Source organism: Pontibacillus salipaludis (assembly GCF_014642405.1).
GTDB lineage: Bacteria > Bacillota > Bacilli > Bacillales > BH030062 > Pontibacillus > Pontibacillus salipaludis.
On the sequence record NZ_BMIN01000005.1, the window covers coordinates 1 to 18,395 of the forward strand.

At 37.8% G+C, this 18,395-nt stretch carries 26 protein-coding genes; 20 read left to right on the forward strand and 6 right to left on the reverse strand.

The features are described 5' to 3' along the window. Positions 1-170 precede the first annotated feature (170 nt). From IEW76_RS07175 to IEW76_RS07235, 13 genes are all read left to right on the forward strand, one after another. Positions 171-470 carry a DUF4306 domain-containing protein gene (locus tag IEW76_RS07175; protein ID WP_188652320.1) on the forward strand — a complete coding sequence of 100 codons (300 nt, stop codon included), beginning with the start codon at positions 171-173 and terminating at the stop codon, positions 468-470. 224 nt (positions 471-694) lie between these two features. Further along, positions 695-1,138 (forward strand): hypothetical protein, encoded by a 444-nt coding sequence (locus IEW76_RS07180; RefSeq protein WP_188652322.1) that lies wholly within the window; start codon positions 695-697, stop codon positions 1,136-1,138. Between the two features lie 140 nt (positions 1,139-1,278). Then, positions 1,279-2,283 (forward strand): S66 family peptidase, encoded by a 1,005-nt coding sequence (locus IEW76_RS07185; RefSeq protein WP_188652699.1) that lies wholly within the window; start codon positions 1,279-1,281, stop codon positions 2,281-2,283. Between the two features lie 128 nt (positions 2,284-2,411). Then, positions 2,412-2,585: a Fe3+ hydroxamate ABC transporter substrate-binding protein gene (locus IEW76_RS07190; protein ID WP_188652324.1), complete on the forward strand. Its 174-nt coding sequence runs from the start codon at positions 2,412-2,414 to the stop codon at positions 2,583-2,585. Between the two features lie 98 nt (positions 2,586-2,683). Then, complete coding sequence (locus IEW76_RS07195) at positions 2,684-3,022, forward strand: DUF3221 domain-containing protein (RefSeq protein ID WP_188652326.1); 339 nt, start codon at positions 2,684-2,686, stop codon at positions 3,020-3,022. A gap of 263 nt (positions 3,023-3,285) precedes the next feature. Then, positions 3,286-3,777, forward strand: a complete 492-nt coding sequence (locus IEW76_RS07200; protein WP_188652328.1) for a DUF6843 domain-containing protein — start codon at positions 3,286-3,288, stop codon at positions 3,775-3,777. A 272-nt stretch (positions 3,778-4,049) separates the two neighbouring features. Then, positions 4,050-4,214, forward strand: coding sequence for a hypothetical protein (locus IEW76_RS07205; RefSeq protein WP_188652331.1), 165 nt, complete (start codon positions 4,050-4,052; stop codon positions 4,212-4,214). 293 nt (positions 4,215-4,507) lie between these two features. Continuing rightward, the gene (locus tag IEW76_RS07210) at positions 4,508-5,143 is read left to right on the forward strand and encodes a hypothetical protein (protein ID WP_188652333.1); all 636 of its coding nucleotides are present in this window, start codon (positions 4,508-4,510) and stop codon (positions 5,141-5,143) included. 434 nt (positions 5,144-5,577) lie between these two features. Next, on the forward strand, positions 5,578-5,778 hold the full coding sequence (locus IEW76_RS07215; protein WP_188652335.1) for a hypothetical protein: 201 nt from the start codon (positions 5,578-5,580) through the stop codon (positions 5,776-5,778). A 233-nt stretch (positions 5,779-6,011) separates the two neighbouring features. Further along, positions 6,012-7,265, forward strand: a complete 1,254-nt coding sequence (locus IEW76_RS07220) for an aminopeptidase (RefSeq protein ID WP_188652337.1) — start codon at positions 6,012-6,014, stop codon at positions 7,263-7,265. Between the two features lie 398 nt (positions 7,266-7,663). After that, positions 7,664-7,852, forward strand: a complete 189-nt coding sequence (locus IEW76_RS07225; protein WP_229721151.1) for a hypothetical protein — start codon at positions 7,664-7,666, stop codon at positions 7,850-7,852. Positions 7,853-7,877: 25 nt separating this feature from the next. Beyond that, positions 7,878-8,054 carry a hypothetical protein gene (locus IEW76_RS07230; protein WP_188652339.1) on the forward strand — a complete coding sequence of 59 codons (177 nt, stop codon included), beginning with the start codon at positions 7,878-7,880 and terminating at the stop codon, positions 8,052-8,054. Positions 8,055-8,134: 80 nt separating this feature from the next. Next, a complete protein-coding gene (locus IEW76_RS07235) occupies positions 8,135-8,563 on the forward strand; it encodes a GNAT family N-acetyltransferase (RefSeq protein ID WP_188652341.1) in 429 nt (142 codons plus the stop codon). A 372-nt stretch (positions 8,564-8,935) separates the two neighbouring features. Here IEW76_RS07235 and IEW76_RS20795 read toward each other — a convergent pair whose 3' ends face one another. Continuing rightward, positions 8,936-9,604 carry a lysozyme inhibitor LprI family protein gene (locus tag IEW76_RS20795; RefSeq protein ID WP_229721152.1) on the reverse strand — a complete coding sequence of 223 codons (669 nt, stop codon included), beginning with the start codon at positions 9,602-9,604 and terminating at the stop codon, positions 8,936-8,938. A gap of 201 nt (positions 9,605-9,805) precedes the next feature. Between IEW76_RS20795 and IEW76_RS07245 the strand changes: the two genes are divergently transcribed. Further along, positions 9,806-10,648: a winged helix DNA-binding protein gene (locus tag IEW76_RS07245; RefSeq protein WP_188652343.1), complete on the forward strand. Its 843-nt coding sequence runs from the start codon at positions 9,806-9,808 to the stop codon at positions 10,646-10,648. A gap of 58 nt (positions 10,649-10,706) precedes the next feature. Then, positions 10,707-11,141, forward strand: coding sequence for an OSTA/TMEM184 family protein (locus IEW76_RS07250; RefSeq protein ID WP_188652345.1), 435 nt, complete (start codon positions 10,707-10,709; stop codon positions 11,139-11,141). A gap of 56 nt (positions 11,142-11,197) precedes the next feature. Here IEW76_RS07250 and IEW76_RS07255 read toward each other — a convergent pair whose 3' ends face one another. Beyond that, on the reverse strand, positions 11,198-11,704 hold the full coding sequence (locus IEW76_RS07255; protein WP_188652347.1) for a YcxB family protein: 507 nt from the start codon (positions 11,702-11,704) through the stop codon (positions 11,198-11,200). A gap of 293 nt (positions 11,705-11,997) precedes the next feature. Here IEW76_RS07255 and IEW76_RS07260 point away from each other — a divergent pair, with 293 nt between their 5' ends. From IEW76_RS07260 to IEW76_RS07270, 3 genes are all read left to right on the forward strand, one after another. Further along, complete coding sequence (locus tag IEW76_RS07260) at positions 11,998-12,219, forward strand: hypothetical protein (RefSeq protein ID WP_188652349.1); 222 nt, start codon at positions 11,998-12,000, stop codon at positions 12,217-12,219. A gap of 56 nt (positions 12,220-12,275) precedes the next feature. Next, positions 12,276-12,806 (forward strand): GNAT family N-acetyltransferase, encoded by a 531-nt coding sequence (locus IEW76_RS07265; protein WP_188652351.1) that lies wholly within the window; start codon positions 12,276-12,278, stop codon positions 12,804-12,806. A gap of 116 nt (positions 12,807-12,922) precedes the next feature. After that, positions 12,923-13,507, forward strand: coding sequence for a DUF4352 domain-containing protein (locus IEW76_RS07270; RefSeq protein WP_188652353.1), 585 nt, complete (start codon positions 12,923-12,925; stop codon positions 13,505-13,507). A 57-nt stretch (positions 13,508-13,564) separates the two neighbouring features. Here the strand turns inward: IEW76_RS07270 and IEW76_RS07275 are convergent, their stop codons facing one another. Then, positions 13,565-13,849, reverse strand: a complete 285-nt coding sequence (locus IEW76_RS07275) for a hypothetical protein (RefSeq protein WP_188652355.1) — start codon at positions 13,847-13,849, stop codon at positions 13,565-13,567. 305 nt (positions 13,850-14,154) lie between these two features. On the opposite strand from IEW76_RS07275, the gene IEW76_RS07280 reads away from it, so the two are divergent. Together IEW76_RS07280 and IEW76_RS07285 are read left to right on the forward strand one after the other, a co-directional pair. After that, positions 14,155-15,144, forward strand: a complete 990-nt coding sequence (locus IEW76_RS07280) for a helix-turn-helix transcriptional regulator (protein ID WP_188652357.1) — start codon at positions 14,155-14,157, stop codon at positions 15,142-15,144. A gap of 110 nt (positions 15,145-15,254) precedes the next feature. Further along, positions 15,255-15,578 (forward strand): nucleoside triphosphate pyrophosphohydrolase, encoded by a 324-nt coding sequence (locus tag IEW76_RS07285; RefSeq protein ID WP_188652359.1) that lies wholly within the window; start codon positions 15,255-15,257, stop codon positions 15,576-15,578. A 181-nt stretch (positions 15,579-15,759) separates the two neighbouring features. Here the strand turns inward: IEW76_RS07285 and IEW76_RS07290 are convergent, their stop codons facing one another. From IEW76_RS07290 to IEW76_RS07300, 3 genes are read right to left on the reverse strand one after another with little or no spacing between them, the layout of a single operon-like run. Further along, positions 15,760-16,122 carry a hypothetical protein gene (locus tag IEW76_RS07290; protein WP_188652361.1) on the reverse strand — a complete coding sequence of 121 codons (363 nt, stop codon included), beginning with the start codon at positions 16,120-16,122 and terminating at the stop codon, positions 15,760-15,762. Then, positions 16,122-18,128, reverse strand: a complete 2,007-nt coding sequence (gene dndD / locus IEW76_RS07295; RefSeq protein WP_188652363.1) for a DNA sulfur modification protein DndD — start codon at positions 18,126-18,128, stop codon at positions 16,122-16,124. Before dndD ends, IEW76_RS07290 begins: the two co-directional genes overlap by 1 nt. Next, the gene (locus IEW76_RS07300) at positions 18,125-18,319 is read right to left on the reverse strand and encodes a hypothetical protein (RefSeq protein WP_188652365.1); all 195 of its coding nucleotides are present in this window, start codon (positions 18,317-18,319) and stop codon (positions 18,125-18,127) included. The genes dndD and IEW76_RS07300 overlap by 4 nt, the downstream gene beginning before the upstream one ends. Positions 18,320-18,395: the final 76 nt, after the last annotated feature.

Consider the following 18,395-nt stretch of genomic DNA (forward strand, 5'->3'; position numbering starts at 1 on the left):
GGGTGAACGGTTTAGTTTACGGGGTCAAGCCCCACGGGCAGAGACGTTCTACCCCGGCTACTGTTATAATAGATCCATATAAAAAATGATCAACCAGTAAAAACTGGTTAACCTTATATTACGAACGGGGCAGGATTGTTTAACAAGCGGCAGTATAGGGAGGGATTTGTGTGAGCAAATGGTGGGGACTGTGGTGGATTTGCATACCTATTTTTACCGTGTCCTATATTTATTCGATGATTATATCAAGTAAAATCGCTTATTTACCTCAATCAGAATGCAAACCAAAGTTTATCTTTACACCTCAAGATGTTCAGTATTGTAGTGATATTTATGCGATTGATGTGTTTTTAATTGCCTTAAAGACTAACCCAATTATTTATATCTCAATATTGACTGGACTTTATATGATGGGATTTTTAGTATTTGTTTTAGTCAATAAAATACGGATAAGGAAATTATCGAACTAACGGGTGCGATTGTTGAAGAAGTTCCTTAAAAGGAGGAAGGAATAGTGGAGATTTTACAAGGTATTTTTATTTGCGGAATCATTTATGGTCTTATTTCGTTCTTTATTACGTTAAAGAAACGTTCAAATGATAAAAATCAGCTTACACTTTCGATTTCTTTAATAATAGTTTGCGCAGCATCTTTTATCATGCTATATGATTAGTACTTCTGGGGGGCGGGGGGAATGAGAAAAAGATGGTTTTTAATCATAAGTGTTGTAATCATAATCTTTTTTTCCGTTAAGTATTTTAATGATAATAGAGAAAAAGGGTTAGACGATGTGATCCGTTACGATGTTTCTGATGTCGAATCGCTTTCCATTAGACTAACAGGGAATCATGAATGGAGGACGGATCAAAAGGTTCATATAGAAGCGTTAAAAGACTTTCTAAGCAACTCCCGTGTCAAAAGGATGAAGGATCATGAGTGGGATAGTGATGTGTCGAAAGAAGAAGGGTTTATGGTTTCGATCTATTCAAAAGGTGAGCAGATACCGATAGACGCTACCATATTTGAAAAGCGTGTTCATGTTTTCAATGGAGGCAAGTACTATCGTATTTTGAATGATCCTATTGATGTCGATTGGATCAAGCAATTCATTAAGGAAAATGAACAACAGGGAGATTAATGTTTTGCTATGTTTGTTGTTCAAGTAAAGGGTGCTTTAATCTAATAAGGTGATCAGCCCAATCTTGTTAAGTAACGAAGTAGTCTTGTTCTATAAGTTTTAATACAGCAATTAGACCACAAGGTGGAAAGAGGATGTATATGATAAAAGCTAAAACATTAAAGCAGGGAGACAGTATAGGTATTATAACTCCTTCAGCTGCTGCACCAGTTAAGTTTAAAGCGAGATATAATAGAGGATTAAACCAGCTAAGAAAAATGGGGTTTCATATCATTGAAGGTAAATGCTCAAATAAAAGCCAAGCATACAGATCTTCTACAATAAAGGAACGCTCGGAAGAAATTAACGAGTTAATCTATAACAAAAAGGTGAAAGCCATTATAAGTACGATTGGTGGAGCTAATTCGAATTCATTATTACCTTACATAGATTATGAGCATTTAAAGAAAGACCCCAAGATCTTTATGGGATATAGCGATGTAACAGCATTACTGTTAGGGATTTATGCTAAAACTGGGCTAACCACCTTTTATGGACCAGCTATCGTACCTTCCTTTGGCGAATTCCCAGAGTTGTTACCAAAAGGAAAAGAATACTTTGAGAATGTTGTCCAGCTTAATAGAAGGGCACCTTATACGATAGAAATACCAGAATATTGGACAGAAGAAATGATTGATTGGAGTACACAGGACAGAGAGAAACAAATGGTCCAAAACGATGGTTGGAAATGTTTAAAGCCTGGTTCTGCCACAGGGAGAATTATAGGGGGAAACTTAAATACCATGTCTGGATTTATTGCCTCTGACTATTTTCCATCCGTAAAAGACTCCATATTGTTTATTGAAGACTCATTTAAGGATATGGCTACACAAGAGCGTTCTTTAAGCATGTTAAAGGTAGCGGGAGTTTTTGATGAAATCAAAGGACTAATTGTGGGAAAGCATGAACATTTTGATGACTTAAATTCACCATTTACAATTGAAGATTTGTTATTAGAAATTTTAGGAGATACAAACATACCGATTATAACGAACGTTGATATTGGGCACACCTTCCCTTCGCATGTCTTTCCAATCGGTATAGGAATAGAATTAGATGCATCAAATGGTTGCATCACTTTTCTTGAAGATGCAGTAATGGAATAAACTTTAGTTATTCTTATTCAATTAACGGGTGCTAATGTTAAAGATCACATAGGGCATTAAAATTGAAGAAACTTTCCATAGGATCTCTTCGTATAGAAGTTGATTAGACGGTATTGGGAGGTTTTATAATGTTGTGGGATAAACCTAAATGCGCTTATTGTCAAAAAGAAATAAAAGATGATGACGTTGTTTATGTGAAAATGCGCTACCCTAAGCGAAAAGGTTTCACTGAAATAAAGGCGTATTTAAGAAATGAAGGCAAGTTTATTTGTGAAGAATGCTTTAATGACAATTTAAAGTAAAACATTTTCAACAAACGGGTGCAATTGCTGAACGAGAGCAGTTGCTTCTTTCATTAACGCGGCAGTTTAATTGAATAAGCTATAAAAGGAGCGTCAGGATGAATAGCTTAAATCAGTTAAAAATTTTTGGATTTTACTTAACGATTTCTATCTTTTTAATAGGTTGTTCGAATAGTGAGGACAGTATTAAGATAGAGGGATATGTTGTAGAAGTTGAAAAAAATAGAATATTAGTTGTCGAAAATATAACAACAGATGAATATGAACAATTGCAGGATAAGAGTAGTGACGAGTTAATGGAACAAGAAGAAGACTTAATTTACTTAGAGACTAAAAGTTCAAATTTCAATATAGGAGATAAAGTTCAAGCGATGGTATCGGGCGTAGATGCATCTTATCCAGCACAAGCTTATCCAGATAAAATTAAAAAAGAATAAAAAAGGCTGCCTTATTAAACAAACAGGTGCGTTAGTTGAATAAGACTATTTTGTTAGACCAAAAAAGGATCAGATTATAATCTGATCCTTCTGTTTTGCTATTTGTATTATTGTTTTGGCTACTAAAACCTATTTATTGGTTATTTAGCATGTGGAATTGCATTTTCTCCCTCTCAACCGAACCCGTTATTATTAAAGGATAGGGGGGGGTTGTTTTCCGAAAGAATACAGGGTTGGTAAAATATACATAAGAGGTGGTTGATGTGAAAAAGATTATCATGAGTCTTCCAGTTATATTTCTTGTACTATTATTGGGTGTATTAGGTTGGTCAAAATACCAAAGTTCGAAAACGGGCCCTGATGTTGAATATTTAATTCCAGATGGAAAAGAAGGGTGTTTTGCTGTTTTATACGAAGTTGAGGGAGCTGAACCTCTGGAGATTAAAGATAACACCGTAACTCATACGTTTTCAGAAGATGGTTTATTCGAAACATCGTCACCTTATAATTTCGGTTGGGAAAGAGAAATCACTTCTGGTTATAGACAAGTTGACTATTATTATGTTGATGGAGAAGAAAAGGTTAAGATACCTCCAGAAAAAATTCATATGAAAACTTCTCCTTCAGGAGCGAAGATTGATGAAGAAGGGGAACGAGTGGTATATGAGAACTTGACGAACTTTTATGTCGGAGAAAGTGAACCTTCTGAAAATATAGACTGCACTGAAGTTGCATTAGAAAAAATAACAAAATAACTCCTTCGAAGAAGTAAGTAGTTCAGTTTTGGAATACAATACTGTAATTTGTACCCCTTAATTGAACTACTTTTTTTATGTGAAATTGTAATCTAAATTGTAGTGTAAACTGCATATTAATCTGCATTACTAATTATGTGATTTTGAGGGTTTTTGTATTAATATGGTAAAATCAGTAGAACATTCCCTCTACCCTTTACAATTAAGAAAGCATAGAAGGAACATGTACCCACTCTGCATTTTTGTCGTTGCGTCATTAAGAATAACAGGAGGTGAATTCTATTTTTATCTTTTTTGAAATCATTGCAAATATTTTCTTAGGTATCTTTCCCTTCTTCTCCCCAAACAAAGAAGAAAGAGAAGAAAAAAAGTTGAAGAAAGCTTACGAGAAACGTTTAAAAGAGGAACAAGAAGAACAGAAGCGAGAAGACAATTAATACATACCCCTAAAACATCCTCCCTTCGTTTAAGCAAGGACGAGTTGCGCTGAATTAGGAAAAAATACTACATCCTTTTAATTAAATTCTCATTTCTAGTAAAGGGTGCTTAAGTGAATAATGCTTGGGCACTTTACAATCCAAGCGTTATTACTGTTTGCAATGTTATTTAAGAATTTCAACATGGTATCGGAACTCCATAAAAAGAAAAGGTTTACGTTTATGTTTTTAATAAATCTTGTAGCGTGAAAGATTTATCACTTTGAAAATAATAAAGGTTAGGAGGAAGTATTATGAATGCTTTTAAGCCTATTGGATTTTTGATACTCTGGCTCTCCGTTTCCACGTTGGTCGCTTGTTCTGGCTCCGAAGAAGGTGCTTCAACACAAAACGATCAACAAGAAAAATCTGAGGTTAACGAAGAAACTGAATCAAAAAGTGATAATGAAAATACAAAATCTAAGTCTGTACAAAAGCCGCGCGTTATCGGCTTAGAGGAAGCTCTTTCTACTTTGCCAAAATCATTCAAACAAAATTTGAAACTACCGAGTAAAGTTCCATTTGATGAAAGTGAAATAGAAAAAGGCGGAAGTGTGGACAAAATAGCAAATATGACTCAATTTACAATGGATTGGAACGCGCCAGATAATGGTCATTTCTCCGTAGAAATAACAGAAGAGGGTAATAGATTAAACGGACCTGATTCTTATCCAGATGACGTAACGATTAAAAATGTTACATTGAAAAACGGATCAAAGGCAACGTTCATTTCGAATAAAGCATCTCAACAACTCCGTTGGCTGGATGAAGAGACTAATTACCTTTATCGCATAACTGCTATCAAAACCAAAGATGATTATTCTAAGAAGTATAGCGTCCAAGATTTAATCGAAATTGCCAATTCAATGGAAAAGAAAAACCTCCCTTAGGAGAAAATAGGGCAAAACGAATTGGGTTCAACACTAACGGGCAGTTTGGTGGAATAAAGAAGAAAATGTATACTTATGGTTTATTTTATAAAGAGTTTGTAATTAGGAGGAAGCTCAATGAAAAAAGAATCTAACACCTTCTTTAAGATGATCTTTGGGGTTATTGTTGGTATAGCCATTTATGAAGCAATAAAGGAACTAATTCAATATTTATCCTGATTGAAAAGAAAACGTTATAGTCACTTACGAGGATAATGGAGAAGAAAAATATTGAAGCTAAAACAGTCGAAAGGAATGGTAAACACTTTTACTTTTTATCAGTACCAGAACCTACAAGCTCAAATTTTTATAAAGTAAAGAATCTCTAATTGTAAATAAGGATGTTAGCCTTATCATATTAAGTAAGTGGCAGGTATCGAAGGAGTTAAGCAATTATGAAAAAGCCGTATAATATTATATTAATTCTAATTTTACTTTCAAATGTAATTATGGGAATTGTGTTGATTCAACAAAGTGCCAAACTGAATGAATTTGAACAGATCCTTTCCAATCTTGAAGTGAATATGGAAGATTTAGATGACTCACACGAAACGGATATTGTTCGTCGTTTAAAAGAGATTTTAAACGAAAACTGAAAGAGAGTGCGATGATTGTTAAAGCTAGGGCATACTCTCTCCTGGCATTTATATGGATAATAGTTACAGTTTAATAGGCGTTTACATAATTAGAACCAAATAACTTATTCACAAAAGGGTGCGCTTCTTAACAAGGAGAACGCACCTTTCTTATTGAAGTAAAAGAGCAGCTCCGTTTACGTATGCAAGGATTTTACGGTGTGATTATAAGAACCTCACAGGGGAGATAGCCAATGACAAAAGGAATATATGAACATATAAGCGAACCACAGTTAAGAAAGTATGCAGAACTTGCTGTACGAGCTGGTGTAAATCTGCAGGAAAATCAATTGTTGATTATTTATAGTGATCTACAAAATGCTCCATTTGCACGTTTAATCCAAGCAGTAGCTTACGAGGCAGGAGCTTCAAATGTATATATAGATTGGAAAGATGAACAGTCTACCAAAGAATTTTACATACATGCAGCAGATCGGTTCATCGATCACTACCCTGATTGGCAGGCTGCCCGTTTTAGAGAGTGGGAGGATGAAGGTGCTGCGTACATCCATATTATTTCTGAGAATCTAGATGTCTTTAAGGAGGTTTCTCCAGACCGGATAAATCGGTTCCAAAAAGCTTCTCGGAGCAAATTAAGAGATTATCATGCGAAAATTAGATCCCATGAGATACGCTGGTGTCTTCTAGCTGTTCCAAACGTTGTATGGGCAACGAACGTATTCCCGAGCCTAAGCAAGGAAGAAGCTTTACACTCATTATGGAACTTGATTTTAAAAGGATCTCGGGCAGATGGAGAAGATCCTATAAAAGATTGGAAGAATCATCATAGAGCCTTCGAATCTCGAAAAGAAATCTTAAACGAGAGCCAATACAAAGCTTTACATTTTACAAATAGCCTGGGAACAGATTTATTAGTGGGTCTACCTCATAATCATCACTATATCGGCGGAGCTGTCAAAGATCAAGATGGGATCCCTTTCTTTCCGAACATTCCTACGGAAGAGATATTTACGGCTCCTCATAAAAATAAGGTGAATGGAAAACTGGTAGGGACTAAACCTCTTATCTATGAAGGAAGTATTATCGATGAATTTTATCTTATTTTTCAAGATGGACGGATTACCGACTATTATGCCGAGAAGGGCCAGGAAGTGTTACAAAATTTGATCGAAACAGACGAAGGTTCCCATTATCTAGGTGAAATCGCTTTGGTCTCTAATCAATCTCCACTTGCTCAGGCAGATACCCTATTCTTCAATACCTTGTTTGATGAAAATACGTCTTGTCACATCGGAATCGGAAATGCATCCCCCTCCAATCTTCAAAATAGCACTGACCAACCTGAGGAAAAGTTGAAGGCAGCGGGGCTGAATACGTCACTATTGGCAGTCAATGTGACCTTTGGGAGCGAAGATATGAAAGTAGTGGGTATTCAAGAAGATGGGACCGAATACGTGGTAATGGAAAATGGGGATTTCCGATTCTAAATCATCTACAGCAAGGGATAGGGGGGACAGGTCCCTTGTCCCGCCGCCCTCTATCTGTGACATTTTCTCATCACATAATAGCCAAAAGGTAAGAGAGGCAATCGGTCTATGACCATTTCATTTGGCTACAGAGTCATAATGTAAGAGATAGCCCTTCTCAATGCCCTTTTCTAGAGAACAAACCAAAAAACGTCAGAGAAACGCATATTCTCTGACGTTTTTACATGAAACAAGATTGAAAAGGTAACTGATCCTCTGACTATTTACATGGAAGCACTAGAACCGAACCCACGCCTCACCCACAGATATTTACGTTTAACTTTACATAGGGGCAAAGAGCGGTTTCATGTTTTCATATGGATAAATAAGGATATTTAATTCCCTAGAAGGGAGCTAAGATGATGAATTTGTTAGCTGTGTTACTTATGTCAGTGGGTTTAGTGTTGGCTCCTGCGGTTGGTTTCTTTTATCCAAGTTGGAGGCGCATTCAAGGAAGAGATTTATCAGAACGGCAATTATATGGTTTTCGTGCTCTAGGAACCGGCATCTTACTCCTAATGTTTGTGCTAAGTCAGCTTTTTATCTAAATCCTAAAGAGGGGGAGGGGGTTCTATGAATAAAAATCAAAACATCATCTTAGGGCTATTGATAGGGGTAATGTTTTTTTTAGGGATATTTGTAGGCAACCTGATTTTTAATAATGGAATTCTAATGGTGATAATAGGATTTGTATTTGGAATTCTTACTAGGTTTATAGGTCAATCTGTTATAAGTAAATCGAAAACTTGATCTATATAGATTGGCTGATTAGTAGCCGCAATCTTTATGTAATAGATCTAGTTAGCTCTTTAACTAGAGGGGGTAGTAAGTTGAAGACAGTCGTTGAGGCTAGTATCGGTGATTTAGAGAAAATAGTACAAATAGACAGTGAAGTTATAGGAAACACAAGTAGAAGAAATTATATTGAGAGGTCAATAGAATCTGGGAAATGTATAGTTGCTAAACCAAACGATGAGATCGTCGGCTTTTTGATATATGATATTAATTTTTTTGAATGTACTTTTATTTCTCTGATTATTGTTTCACCATCCAGCAGAAGAAAAGGATACGCAAGTTTATTGATGGACTATTTGGTTCGTTCATCTCCAACAACTAAAGTATTTTCATCTACTAATCGATCTAATTTTAAAATGCAAAGAGTATTTGAAATAAATGGGTTCATTCAGAGTGGGTTGGTTGAAAACTTAGATGAAGGAGACCCTGAAATCATTTATTTTAAATCAAAATCGAGTGGTTGAACTAAAGATGGGATTGTTGAACAAGTGTGATTGCTTCTTTTATTAACGGTGATTTTCCAAGAACAAAGGGATAGGGGGACAGGTCCCTTGTCCCGCGGCACCTATCTGTGACCTTTATTCATAACATAATAGCAAAAAGGGGAAGAGAGAGAGGAGCCATCTCTGACGACGTCATAAGGTTGCATGGACGTAATGTAAGAGATGGTAGAAAACTCTGACCTTTAATAGAGTAAAAACACAAAAAACGTCAGAGAAACGCTTGATCTCTGACGTTTTTGCATGAAATAGTATGGAAAAGGTAACAGCTCCTCCGTATGTTAATAGGAGGAAGCATCAGAACCGTCCCGCGCTTCCCAGCAAGAGTGTAAAGGATCAACTCATATACCCTTCCACAAGTTCAATGCACCTTTCCTCAGTCAAGTTCGCCAACACACTTACATATTCCAACTGCTCCTGTGTGCCGCCTTTAAACTTTTCCGACGCCTCGAGAGCACTTTGGTCTCTGTAGGTGAGCCACTCTCGTTGCTTGTCCCGCAAACGCTCCATTTCTTCAGAAGGCAATTGTTCCTGAAGGACACGGTATGTATCATTCAATAGATCATCCCAAATCTTCCATCTGTCATTTTCCGTTTTTTTCAGAGCATAGGTCGAGGAATCTGTTGGTTCTAGATTCGCCACTTCGGCTCTGGCCTCCTCGATTTTTTCCACATACATGTCTTTTAGCATCGACTGTTTGTTTGTTGTATCCGAGGTACTTTCTGTGACCGTTGTATCCGAGGTACTTTCTGTGACCGTTGTTTCCTGTTCTGTCTTCTCTGTCTCATCGGATGTCTCTTTCACAGGTGTTTCTGTGTTCGCGCTCTCTGCTTGTGTTTCTTGCTCTTTGTCTTCTTTCTCAGTCTGTTCTAAGGTTTGGTTCTCCTGATGTTCAGTGGAAGTACCATCCGTATTCTTTGTTCCATCGTCACAAGATGTAAGCAAAAGGACGAATGCGATAAGAAGTACCTTAGAAAAAAGACCACCTTTGCGGATCTTGCTCATATTCCTGCCCCCTTCATTCATGCAGGCTTTTCTAGTAATCGTGTTACGATTTCACCCACAACGAGGTTAATTTTACCATATATTCCTATTTTCTTCTTGCTAGATTCATACAAAACTAATCAAAAAAGTTTCAAAGAAATAGACACCAAACTGAACCCTGAAAATGATTATAGTTGTAAAAGGAAAAAGTAGGTGGAGTCGATGAACATCAATCATCTTAAAAAGTACCAAACATTCTCATCCGTTGCGGAATTAGACCAGCACGTAAGAGGTTTTCTTCGCCGGTATAAGTGGGAGCTGTCTGAAGGGAATCTCGAGATCCTAACATACATATGGCGTCATTCGGTTAAATATCCTGGCGTATCTTTTGCCAAAGTGAACACGATTGTCTCAACGACCGGACGCAGCCGCAGCACGGTCATTCGGACGATCAATCGTTTTGAGAACATGAATCTAATTAAAAGAGTGGCGACCATCCGCCCAAACGGAAAGCGTGGTGTGAATCTATTACTCTTTCAACCTCAAGAAGCATTTCTTACACCGCATGATGACACCCTACCTGACACGGCAATTGATACTGTATCGATTGAAGCAGAAGCCACGTCTCCCAACGAATGTACGCCTGAATATCAGGAGGAAGCAGAGAATAAGCAGGGAGAGAAACAACCTGTAAAGACTAAGAAAATCGAAGGAAGACCCGGCTCCCGGTTTGATATGGATTACACCTTTTTGCCTTCATACATTCCTGCATCCTTTGTTGAAGTGGCAAAGCCATTCTTCACCCCTGTGGAAGTGGACCGGGCGTGGGAGTGCATCCATAGAGCTTACAGAAGAGAACAGATGCATCACGGCATTGAAGCGTATCTGGAGGGCGTCACGCGTACATTCAAGCAAGCGATTTTCCTTTACAAACAGGGCAAGATTAAGAAGGAGTTCTGTGGGTATTTATATAGCTGTGTTCTTGAGTCCTTACGTCAAGAGAAGCGGAAGGAAACGATTCAGTGCACGGATTCCGTGTACTACGATTGGTTAGATGAAGCGTAATCCGGGTGAAACGTAAAACGGGAGCGCATCGTAGAGGGAGAGGGAAAGGGGAGAGTTTATGCTTTTTATCATCGGTTCATTCATAGCTTTTATAGCGCTGCTCTTATACGGAAGCTATGTGTTCAACGATTATAAGAACAGTACGAAGGAAGAAAAGATAACGAAGCACAGACATATGATCCGGGTCGTCTTAATGGTTCCAATCGCCGCAATTCTTTTAATCAGTGAGAACTTGAGACGGAACGGATTGACACTTGAGGAACTCAGGCCTTACTTGTTCGTGGCCGTACTTATCTCGTTTTTTATCCCAGGATTCGTATACTTGATCCGCACAGCCTCCCATAAGGAATCAAGAGAGAAGTTTAATGATCGGAGTCACTACAAATTCTCATTTATGTACAAGTATCGAAAGGTGATGGTTCCCTTTGCCGTCCTTGTCCCTGTCGGATTTATACTCGAGATGCTTTATAAGATCTGGGAGATGAGTTTTTAATGGAAAAGAGAAGCGGCACTGGTCTGTTCTCGTGCCGCTTAAGTTGGAAACCATATTTATCTTAATCTATGCTCTCGCACGATTTGTTTAAACTGCTCCTGCTGCTCTTGGTTTTCAAAAAAACGCTTCGGCAAAACAATCGCTTTACGCTTCGATACATACAGGAGGAACAGCTCAGGGGTCTCCTTTAATGAAGAGAAGTCACTCCATTCATAATAATTATTAGAGCGTCTCACTTTCTGATGAACACCCTCCTCGCTGAACGTGTAGGTCATCTCATTGTGCGCGATAGAATCACTCTCGAACTCTTTCTTCGCACGGTGTCGGTTAAATGTCTTCACAGAAAGAAGAAAGAAGCCAGAGGGGACAAGAGCGAATAATGCAGCAAACCAGATGCTTATAAACCATATCGCATCAATCACGCTTACGAACATATATGTAAACAACACCAGAAGCACGAAGAAAAAGGATAAATTGATCCTCCTTACATGATAGGCTTGGTACTTCTTGAATTCATCCAATGTAATAGTACCGGTCACAGTAACGGATTCACGATTCTCCAAACAACCACTCCTTTAGCTAGTAATCTATACCCGAACTCTTCATCGACTATACACCCTTGTAGGTAATAAGCCATAAAAAAGGTTTCTTAGTACAGGTAAGCATGTTGGAAACGAACGCACCTTTTCACAAATACCAAGATTTAACCTTACCCTTTTAATAACCTTCTTTTTACATATTATGGTTGTTATTCTTGTAGGATTACCGTAACGTATTATGTAATTATCATAACAGTTTCTCCTCAGAATTGTTTCATCTACCCTATTCTATACACGTAAGAAAGGAGTATGGAAATATGAAAGACCATTCAACCTCACAGTGGAAGGTCAGCCAAATTGCTGTATATTCTTGCATTGGAGCTGTGGTTAGTACCTCAATCATGATGGGCCCTAACCTTTCCTTTATAATAGGAGCCATAGTTGTTACATTGTTGGTCATTCTAGTTAATGCAATAATTGTATTTGAAAAGAAAGAAAGGGACAAAGGGGGAGATAAGGGTGAGGATCGCGACGTATAGGTGTGTGTACACTCAAGTGAATGGAAAACGAATCAGATTAGGTAGGTGCATAGTAGATGAAGTTCACCATTAGACAAGAACAACCAAACGATTACAAAAAGACGGAAAAGGTAATCGAAGAAGCTTTCAAGGGTGCAGAGCACAGTGATGGAACGGAGCAAGTACTAGTAGAGCGGCTTCGGAAAGCAGAAGGCTATATCCCTGAACTGTCCCTTGTGGCCGTTAGGAATGAAGAAATCATCGGCCATGTCCTGTTAACGCCTATCACGGTTAACGATGAAGACCACAAAGCACTGTCGCTAGCCTTGGCCCCTGTATCTGTTGTGCCAAAAGCGCAGAAACAAGGCGTGGGAAAACAGCTTATTCACCAATCCCTTCAAGCAGCAAAAGAAAAAGGCTTCACATCCGTTATCGTCCTCGGTGACCCTCTTTATTATGGAAAGTTCGGATTTCTGAAAGCCTCTACATGGGGCATTATCGCTCCGTTTGAAGTGCCAGAGGATGCGTTTATGGCTTTAGAACTGGAGGAAGGGGCTCTTCAAAACGTGAGAGGAACGGTCGAATATCCTCAAGCGTTTATAGAGTAAAGCCCCGTATAAGAAAGATCGTCAAAAAGTGAAATAAAGAGAACACGTGTTGGGTGAGCATATTTTTGCTCACCCTTTTTTATATGATGAGGGTAACAAAGAAACAGGAGGAATGAATGATGAAGAAACTATTTTCAGGATGCTTAACGATTATTGGGGCAATTGTGGTGATTGGGATTATTATCGCGGTTGCGACAGGTGGGGATGACTCCACAACCACGTCAACAGAGAGTACATCGAGTGATGAGCCGAAAGAAGAGACGAAAGAAGAACAAACAGAAACGATCGGTATTGGAGAAACGGCAACGATCGATGACATTGGCTTTACGGTAACGAACGCACAATCGAAAACAACGATTGAAGGTAGCGACGAATACACAGAACCTGTCACAACAGACAATCAGTTTATCGTATTAGACGTAACGATTAACAACGGAAAGAGCGAAGCCATTATGACAGACTCAGAATTCTTTACACTTGTCAGTAAAGACGGAACAGAGTATAGCCCTAAGAACGACGGAGACCTCATGATGGTCATTCCAACAGATGAGATGTTGTTCTTTGAAGAGATCAACCCAGGGCTAAAGAAAGAAGGAATGATTGTATTTGAAGTGGGATCAGACGTAGAAATGAGTGACCTGACGCTGAAAGCTGACGCCGGTTTCTGGGGAACGAAGAGTGTGAACATTAACTTGAACTAACGAAAAGCCCGCTCCTCCGAATTGGCGGGAGCGGGCTTATTTAATCAAGCGAACGCGTTATGTTTTATTGATTCGGGTCATGTAAAGCCAGCAAACATATAGAACAACACCGATCCCAGCTGCAGTGACGGATAACCCACCACTCCAATTCGCGGGGGAACCTGTTAGGCGCCAGAAGCTGTAAGGGACCAGGTAAAGAAAGACGAGGGTTAATATTCCTAAACTGATCATCATAAACGTCTTTACCGGGCTCTTCCTCACCTCAGTCTTGACCATCGCCATTCCATTCAGAACAATGGAAAGCCCAATCAGTGACAATACCAGCATCAAACCATTTACCATTATACCCCTCCCTGATCGTTCAAGAGCTAAATGAAAGGTCGACATGTATGTAGGTAGTGCTCTGAGATGAAGAAAACTATTAAACGGAAAGAATCCTTCCAAGTGTATGTGTACATTCGTTATAGGTTAGTACCCTAATCTGGATAAATAAAACAATTGAATAGTAGAATCTCACACGGAAAAAAGAAATGCCTAGCCCAAACGGTGAGAGGAATTCCAAAACAAGGAATCTCCTTCAAAGGGTAGTTCTGGAAGAAATAGAGCATTACAATAGAAATTGGAAAAGGAAAGAGGAGGTCTCACATTTGGAACTAAACAACAATACAAGGTTATTACAGCTTCAAGAGATCCTATCCCAAGAAACCGATGAATATCACGAATTAAGCATAAAAGAAATTAAGGAAAAATTGAAGTTCGTATTTGGATCAGATGTTCAGTTTGATAACCGAACGCTAAAGCGGGACATGGAAGTCCTTGCAGAAGCGGGTGTTGAAGTCATCCAGAACCAGGGCGAATTCGGGAGGATGATGTACAGCTATCAGGATCGTGTGTTTGAAACGTATCATTTGCGTTTATTGATCGATGCTGTCCTGTCAGCGAAGTTCATTACAGAGAAAGAAAAGAAAGACTTAATCCCGCGTATTAAGCAGCTAACAAGTAAACACATCGCCAAGCAATTACCCGATCCGGTGTTGTTCAATCAGTCAGCAGACGATGGCTACCAGCTCGTTAAGCTAAACATCGATCATGTACATAGAGCCATCGCTGAACAGACGGTCCTCCACTATCAATACGGGAAGTACAATATGAAGAAAGAGTTCGAATACAACCGAGAAGGCAGCACGTACGAAGTTGAACCCTATGCCCTCATCTGGCAAAACGATTTCTACTATTTAATAGGCCGTTTCCGCGGCACAGGAGAAATGCGTCACTACAGACTCGATCGTATACGCAATATCCGCCTTTCAGAAGAGCGCTTCAGAAAAGAAGACTTCAACGTCCAAGACTACGTCGACCAAAGCTTCCACATGTTCGCAGGCGAGGACACCTGGATCAAAGTTCAGTTCCACGCCTCCCTCCTAAACGTCGTCCTCGACCGATTCGGCCTAGAAGCCTCTATCCAGCAAGTTGATGAGGAGCATTTTATCCTTTCAACGAAGGCGAAGATGAGTACGGGGCTTGTAGCCTGGATTATGCAATGGGGGCGGAAGGCTAAGGTCGTTTCGCCTGAAGAGTTGAAGGAAGAGGTTCGGGAGGAAGTTCGGGCTATGTGTGAGGGGTATGGTTTGAAATAAGAATTAAATGGTAATGCCTCGATTAAAGGAGAAAGTATTTCGTGCTTACAACGAAGGATGGCAATTTTCCTAAAGTTAAAGATGTATAAATAATAAAAAGAGGTGATTGGATGCCAACCTATAACAAACTAATAAGGGATCTTATTCCACAGGCGCTAGAGGAAACGGGTAAATCATTTGAAATTGATATTCTATCAGACGAAGAGTATCACTCTGAACTTAGAAAGAAATTACAAGAAGAAACAGAAGAATACTTAAATGCGGAAGATGAAGAAAGTGCTGTTGAAGAGCTTGCTGATCTATTGGAATTAGTGAATGTGTTAGCTGAACAACATGGTTATTCAATAGAGGAAGTGGAGAAGGCGCGTAAAGAAAAGTCTGAGAAGCGAGGGTCATTTTACGATAAGCTGTTTTTATTTAATGTAGAAGATTAAAATTCAAAGATATCTATTATGTTTGGTTCTTGATTTCTTTATTTTTAAACAACAATGTTTTAGGTGCAGAAATGATAGAAGTCGCGACATTTTTAGAGGAATGACGTGAAGGCATGTGTTGAATTAATAAAATAAGGCTATTTAAAATGTCCAATGAGACATTTAAATAGCCTTTCCTGTTTTATATAATAACGAATCTACTATCCTCTAAGCTATTCTTTTCTTGTATAGCCTTAGATAATACACGGATTCCTAACTCGATATAATATAGCATGTCATTATGGATTGTCTCTTCTGTAATCTCAGTACCCCTTTTGCTAATAATTAAATGTTTAAATAGCAAAAATTCTTTATCTCTAATAATATTTTCTGGGATCGTCCATTTTGGTTTGGAAGTAGCGTCAAAAGATAGTTCTTCTTCAAAAGTTAGGCCTTTAGCTAAGGCGATATTTATTACCAAGGGTCGATCTAAATCTAGAGAATAAACTAATTCATCTAACAATTCTTTACCGTCTTTTGATAAGCTTAATTTTTTATTCGACATTAGTTAACCTCCACGATATCAAAGTAACCATCACGGATTAACGTGTATTTATGTTCTTCATAATAATCTAGTAAATACTGTTTGGAGCTATGATCTTTCATCATTTCAACATAATCTTTTGTAATTTCAGTATCCGTTGAAAGGATAATAACCTGATCAGACAATTCTTTATAGTAATTTTCTATTAAACGATTTCTGTGAATACTGTCTAGTCTTCCGAGAGGTGTATCAATCACCATTGGTAAATCTAAATCAGAAGCTTTTATTAAAGCCCATATTAAAGCAGAAGAAATCATTTGCATCTCACCAGCAGAGCGATCTAAAATACTAATCTCTTGACCACGCTCATTATAAAGTCTGATAGAATAATTGTTTATATCGAAGACAACTTCTCCAAACTCATCTGTTTTTCGGAATAACTTCTTGAGCATCTTTTCAAACTCATCTCGAATGAGTTCAGCTTTTAATTCTGTCGCTCTTGTTAGGAATTCCTCAGAAAATGCTTTAGTACGGCTAACATAGTCTACTTTTTGATTCAATTCATCAGCAGAAACATCAGTAGATGAAAGTCTAGTTAACTTATTACGTAAATTTGTTTTCTTATCTTTAAGAGGAGTTAGTTTCCTAAATGCTGCTCTTATTCTTGAATTTAAGACACCCTTCTTCTCTTGGAGCTGTGCGATCTTTTGTGTTTCTTCTTCAATATCAACTGACTCAGGAGCAGCTTGGATTTCTACCTCTAATTCTTCGTATTGACTTCTCAACTCAGAAAGTTCTTTCTGAATTTGATGTAGGTAGGTAACATCTTTTTGGGGAAGAGTATGAATAATATTCTCTTCTCTAGAGGATAAGTCATGAATAGCTTCTAAATCAGATGAAGAGCCTTCCTCTTCATTAAGCCAGACTTTTTCCCCAATTTCTTTGATCTGATCAAGTTGTTGATCAGTAAGGGGAGGGTCAATGTCTTTTCCGAGCAAAGTGTTAATAAAACGATTATAGGGTTCCAGTGAATTTTCCCTCATAATCTTTTTGTTCTTCACTTCTTTTTCTGATTTAATTTCTTTTCTTAAAGCTTTAATATCCTTGCTAAGAATAATATAAAGAATATTTTCTTTATATTGTCTATCTAATTCCTCTTTCTTTAAATCAAGTTTTGTACTAATTTGTGACTGTTTTTTCACCAATGTTTCTCTAGATTTGGAATTATTAGCTATTTTCTCATTACGTTGAGTAGTATATGTGGCTATTTCTTCATCTACAGAATGAACCTCTTTCTTGGTTTTGTTGATGTATTTATCATACTTCTCTATCTCGGCTTCAGTCTCTTCTAGTTCTTTCTGGTGTTTATTCACAGTATCTTGGTTTGTTGCACTCGAAAGCTTTCTATAAAGATCTGATTCAAGTGTTTCAAGATTCTTAACAAGTAGCTTATAACTATCTAAGCCAGTAATTTTATGGATAGCTTGTTTCATATCCGAACTATTTTGTTTTGTGATGAGATCTTTAATTTCTTCTCCATCGAAAATGAAAAAGGGAGCTGCTTTATACGGGATAATACGGTCTATAAAACGGTTAAAAGATTCAATATCTGTAATGTTAAGTTCTTTTTCCTTGCGAATTCCTGGTTTCTTAATAAAGATATCTCGGTTTTCGCTCATATTGGTCTTGAACTTATCAAATGTCCAGCGGACTTTTAAACGCCATTCCTCCCCCGAGTCCATTTGAAGGGTTAGGGAAACAGCACAATCGCGTCCACCTTCTTCAAAGTATGTATTATTAATCATGTTAGCTAACAATCTTTCATACTCAGTTTTGGTAATACCTCGGTGTCCAAAAAGTACATAACGAATAGCTTTTAAAATCGTCGTTTTACCAGCGCCGTTTAATCCTCCTAGTAAAATGATGTTGCGGTTTTCTTCTTTATCCTTTTCAGTAATGGATAAATCAATTTCTTGGTGCCCATAATATGTTTTATAGTTTTCAAATACAATTTTTTTAAATCTCAAACTGACTCATCCTTCTGATCTTTTTTTACATAAAAAGAGATCAAATTTTCGATCTCGGCTACTTTTTTAGAATCTTTTTCATTCTCATAAGAACTTCTCTTTGATTCTTGAAGCAATTTATAAACCATTTCAGAACTAATTTCATATTTTTTAACTAACTCATGTATCAAAATCTTCTCGGAATAGTGCATAACTGGTCTCCTTTACAACTCTTTCCTAAATCCATTTTACTAATTTTGCAAAGGATAAAACAAGACTTAATAGTAA

What these genes read in the sequence shown, in the direction of transcription:
- IEW76_RS07180 (WP_188652322.1), top strand. Translation starts at nt 695, where the DNA reads ATGAGAAAAAGATGGTTTTTAATCATAAGTGTTGTAATCATAATCTTT.
- IEW76_RS07185 (WP_188652699.1), top strand. Translation starts at nt 1,279, where the DNA reads ATGATAAAAGCTAAAACATTAAAGCAGGGAGACAGTATAGGTATTATA.
- IEW76_RS07190 (WP_188652324.1), top strand. Translation starts at nt 2,412, where the DNA reads ATGTTGTGGGATAAACCTAAATGCGCTTATTGTCAAAAAGAAATAAAA.
- IEW76_RS07195 (WP_188652326.1), top strand. Translation starts at nt 2,684, where the DNA reads ATGAATAGCTTAAATCAGTTAAAAATTTTTGGATTTTACTTAACGATT.
- IEW76_RS07210 (WP_188652333.1), top strand. Translation starts at nt 4,508, where the DNA reads ATGAATGCTTTTAAGCCTATTGGATTTTTGATACTCTGGCTCTCCGTT.
- IEW76_RS07215 (WP_188652335.1), top strand. Translation starts at nt 5,578, where the DNA reads ATGAAAAAGCCGTATAATATTATATTAATTCTAATTTTACTTTCAAAT.
- IEW76_RS07220 (WP_188652337.1), top strand. Translation starts at nt 6,012, where the DNA reads ATGACAAAAGGAATATATGAACATATAAGCGAACCACAGTTAAGAAAG.
- IEW76_RS07225 (WP_229721151.1), top strand. Translation starts at nt 7,664, where the DNA reads ATGATGAATTTGTTAGCTGTGTTACTTATGTCAGTGGGTTTAGTGTTG.
- IEW76_RS07230 (WP_188652339.1), top strand. Translation starts at nt 7,878, where the DNA reads ATGAATAAAAATCAAAACATCATCTTAGGGCTATTGATAGGGGTAATG.
- IEW76_RS20795 (WP_229721152.1), bottom strand. Translation starts at nt 9,604, where the DNA reads ATGAGCAAGATCCGCAAAGGTGGTCTTTTTTCTAAGGTACTTCTTATC.
- IEW76_RS07245 (WP_188652343.1), top strand. Translation starts at nt 9,806, where the DNA reads ATGAACATCAATCATCTTAAAAAGTACCAAACATTCTCATCCGTTGCG.
- IEW76_RS07250 (WP_188652345.1), top strand. Translation starts at nt 10,707, where the DNA reads ATGCTTTTTATCATCGGTTCATTCATAGCTTTTATAGCGCTGCTCTTA.
- IEW76_RS07260 (WP_188652349.1), top strand. Translation starts at nt 11,998, where the DNA reads ATGAAAGACCATTCAACCTCACAGTGGAAGGTCAGCCAAATTGCTGTA.
- IEW76_RS07265 (WP_188652351.1), top strand. Translation starts at nt 12,276, where the DNA reads ATGAAGTTCACCATTAGACAAGAACAACCAAACGATTACAAAAAGACG.
- IEW76_RS07270 (WP_188652353.1), top strand. Translation starts at nt 12,923, where the DNA reads ATGATGAAGAAACTATTTTCAGGATGCTTAACGATTATTGGGGCAATT.
- IEW76_RS07275 (WP_188652355.1), bottom strand. Translation starts at nt 13,849, where the DNA reads ATGGTAAATGGTTTGATGCTGGTATTGTCACTGATTGGGCTTTCCATT.
- IEW76_RS07285 (WP_188652359.1), top strand. Translation starts at nt 15,255, where the DNA reads ATGCCAACCTATAACAAACTAATAAGGGATCTTATTCCACAGGCGCTA.
- IEW76_RS07290 (WP_188652361.1), bottom strand. Translation starts at nt 16,122, where the DNA reads ATGTCGAATAAAAAATTAAGCTTATCAAAAGACGGTAAAGAATTGTTA.
- IEW76_RS07300 (WP_188652365.1), bottom strand. Translation starts at nt 18,319, where the DNA reads ATGCACTATTCCGAGAAGATTTTGATACATGAGTTAGTTAAAAAATAT.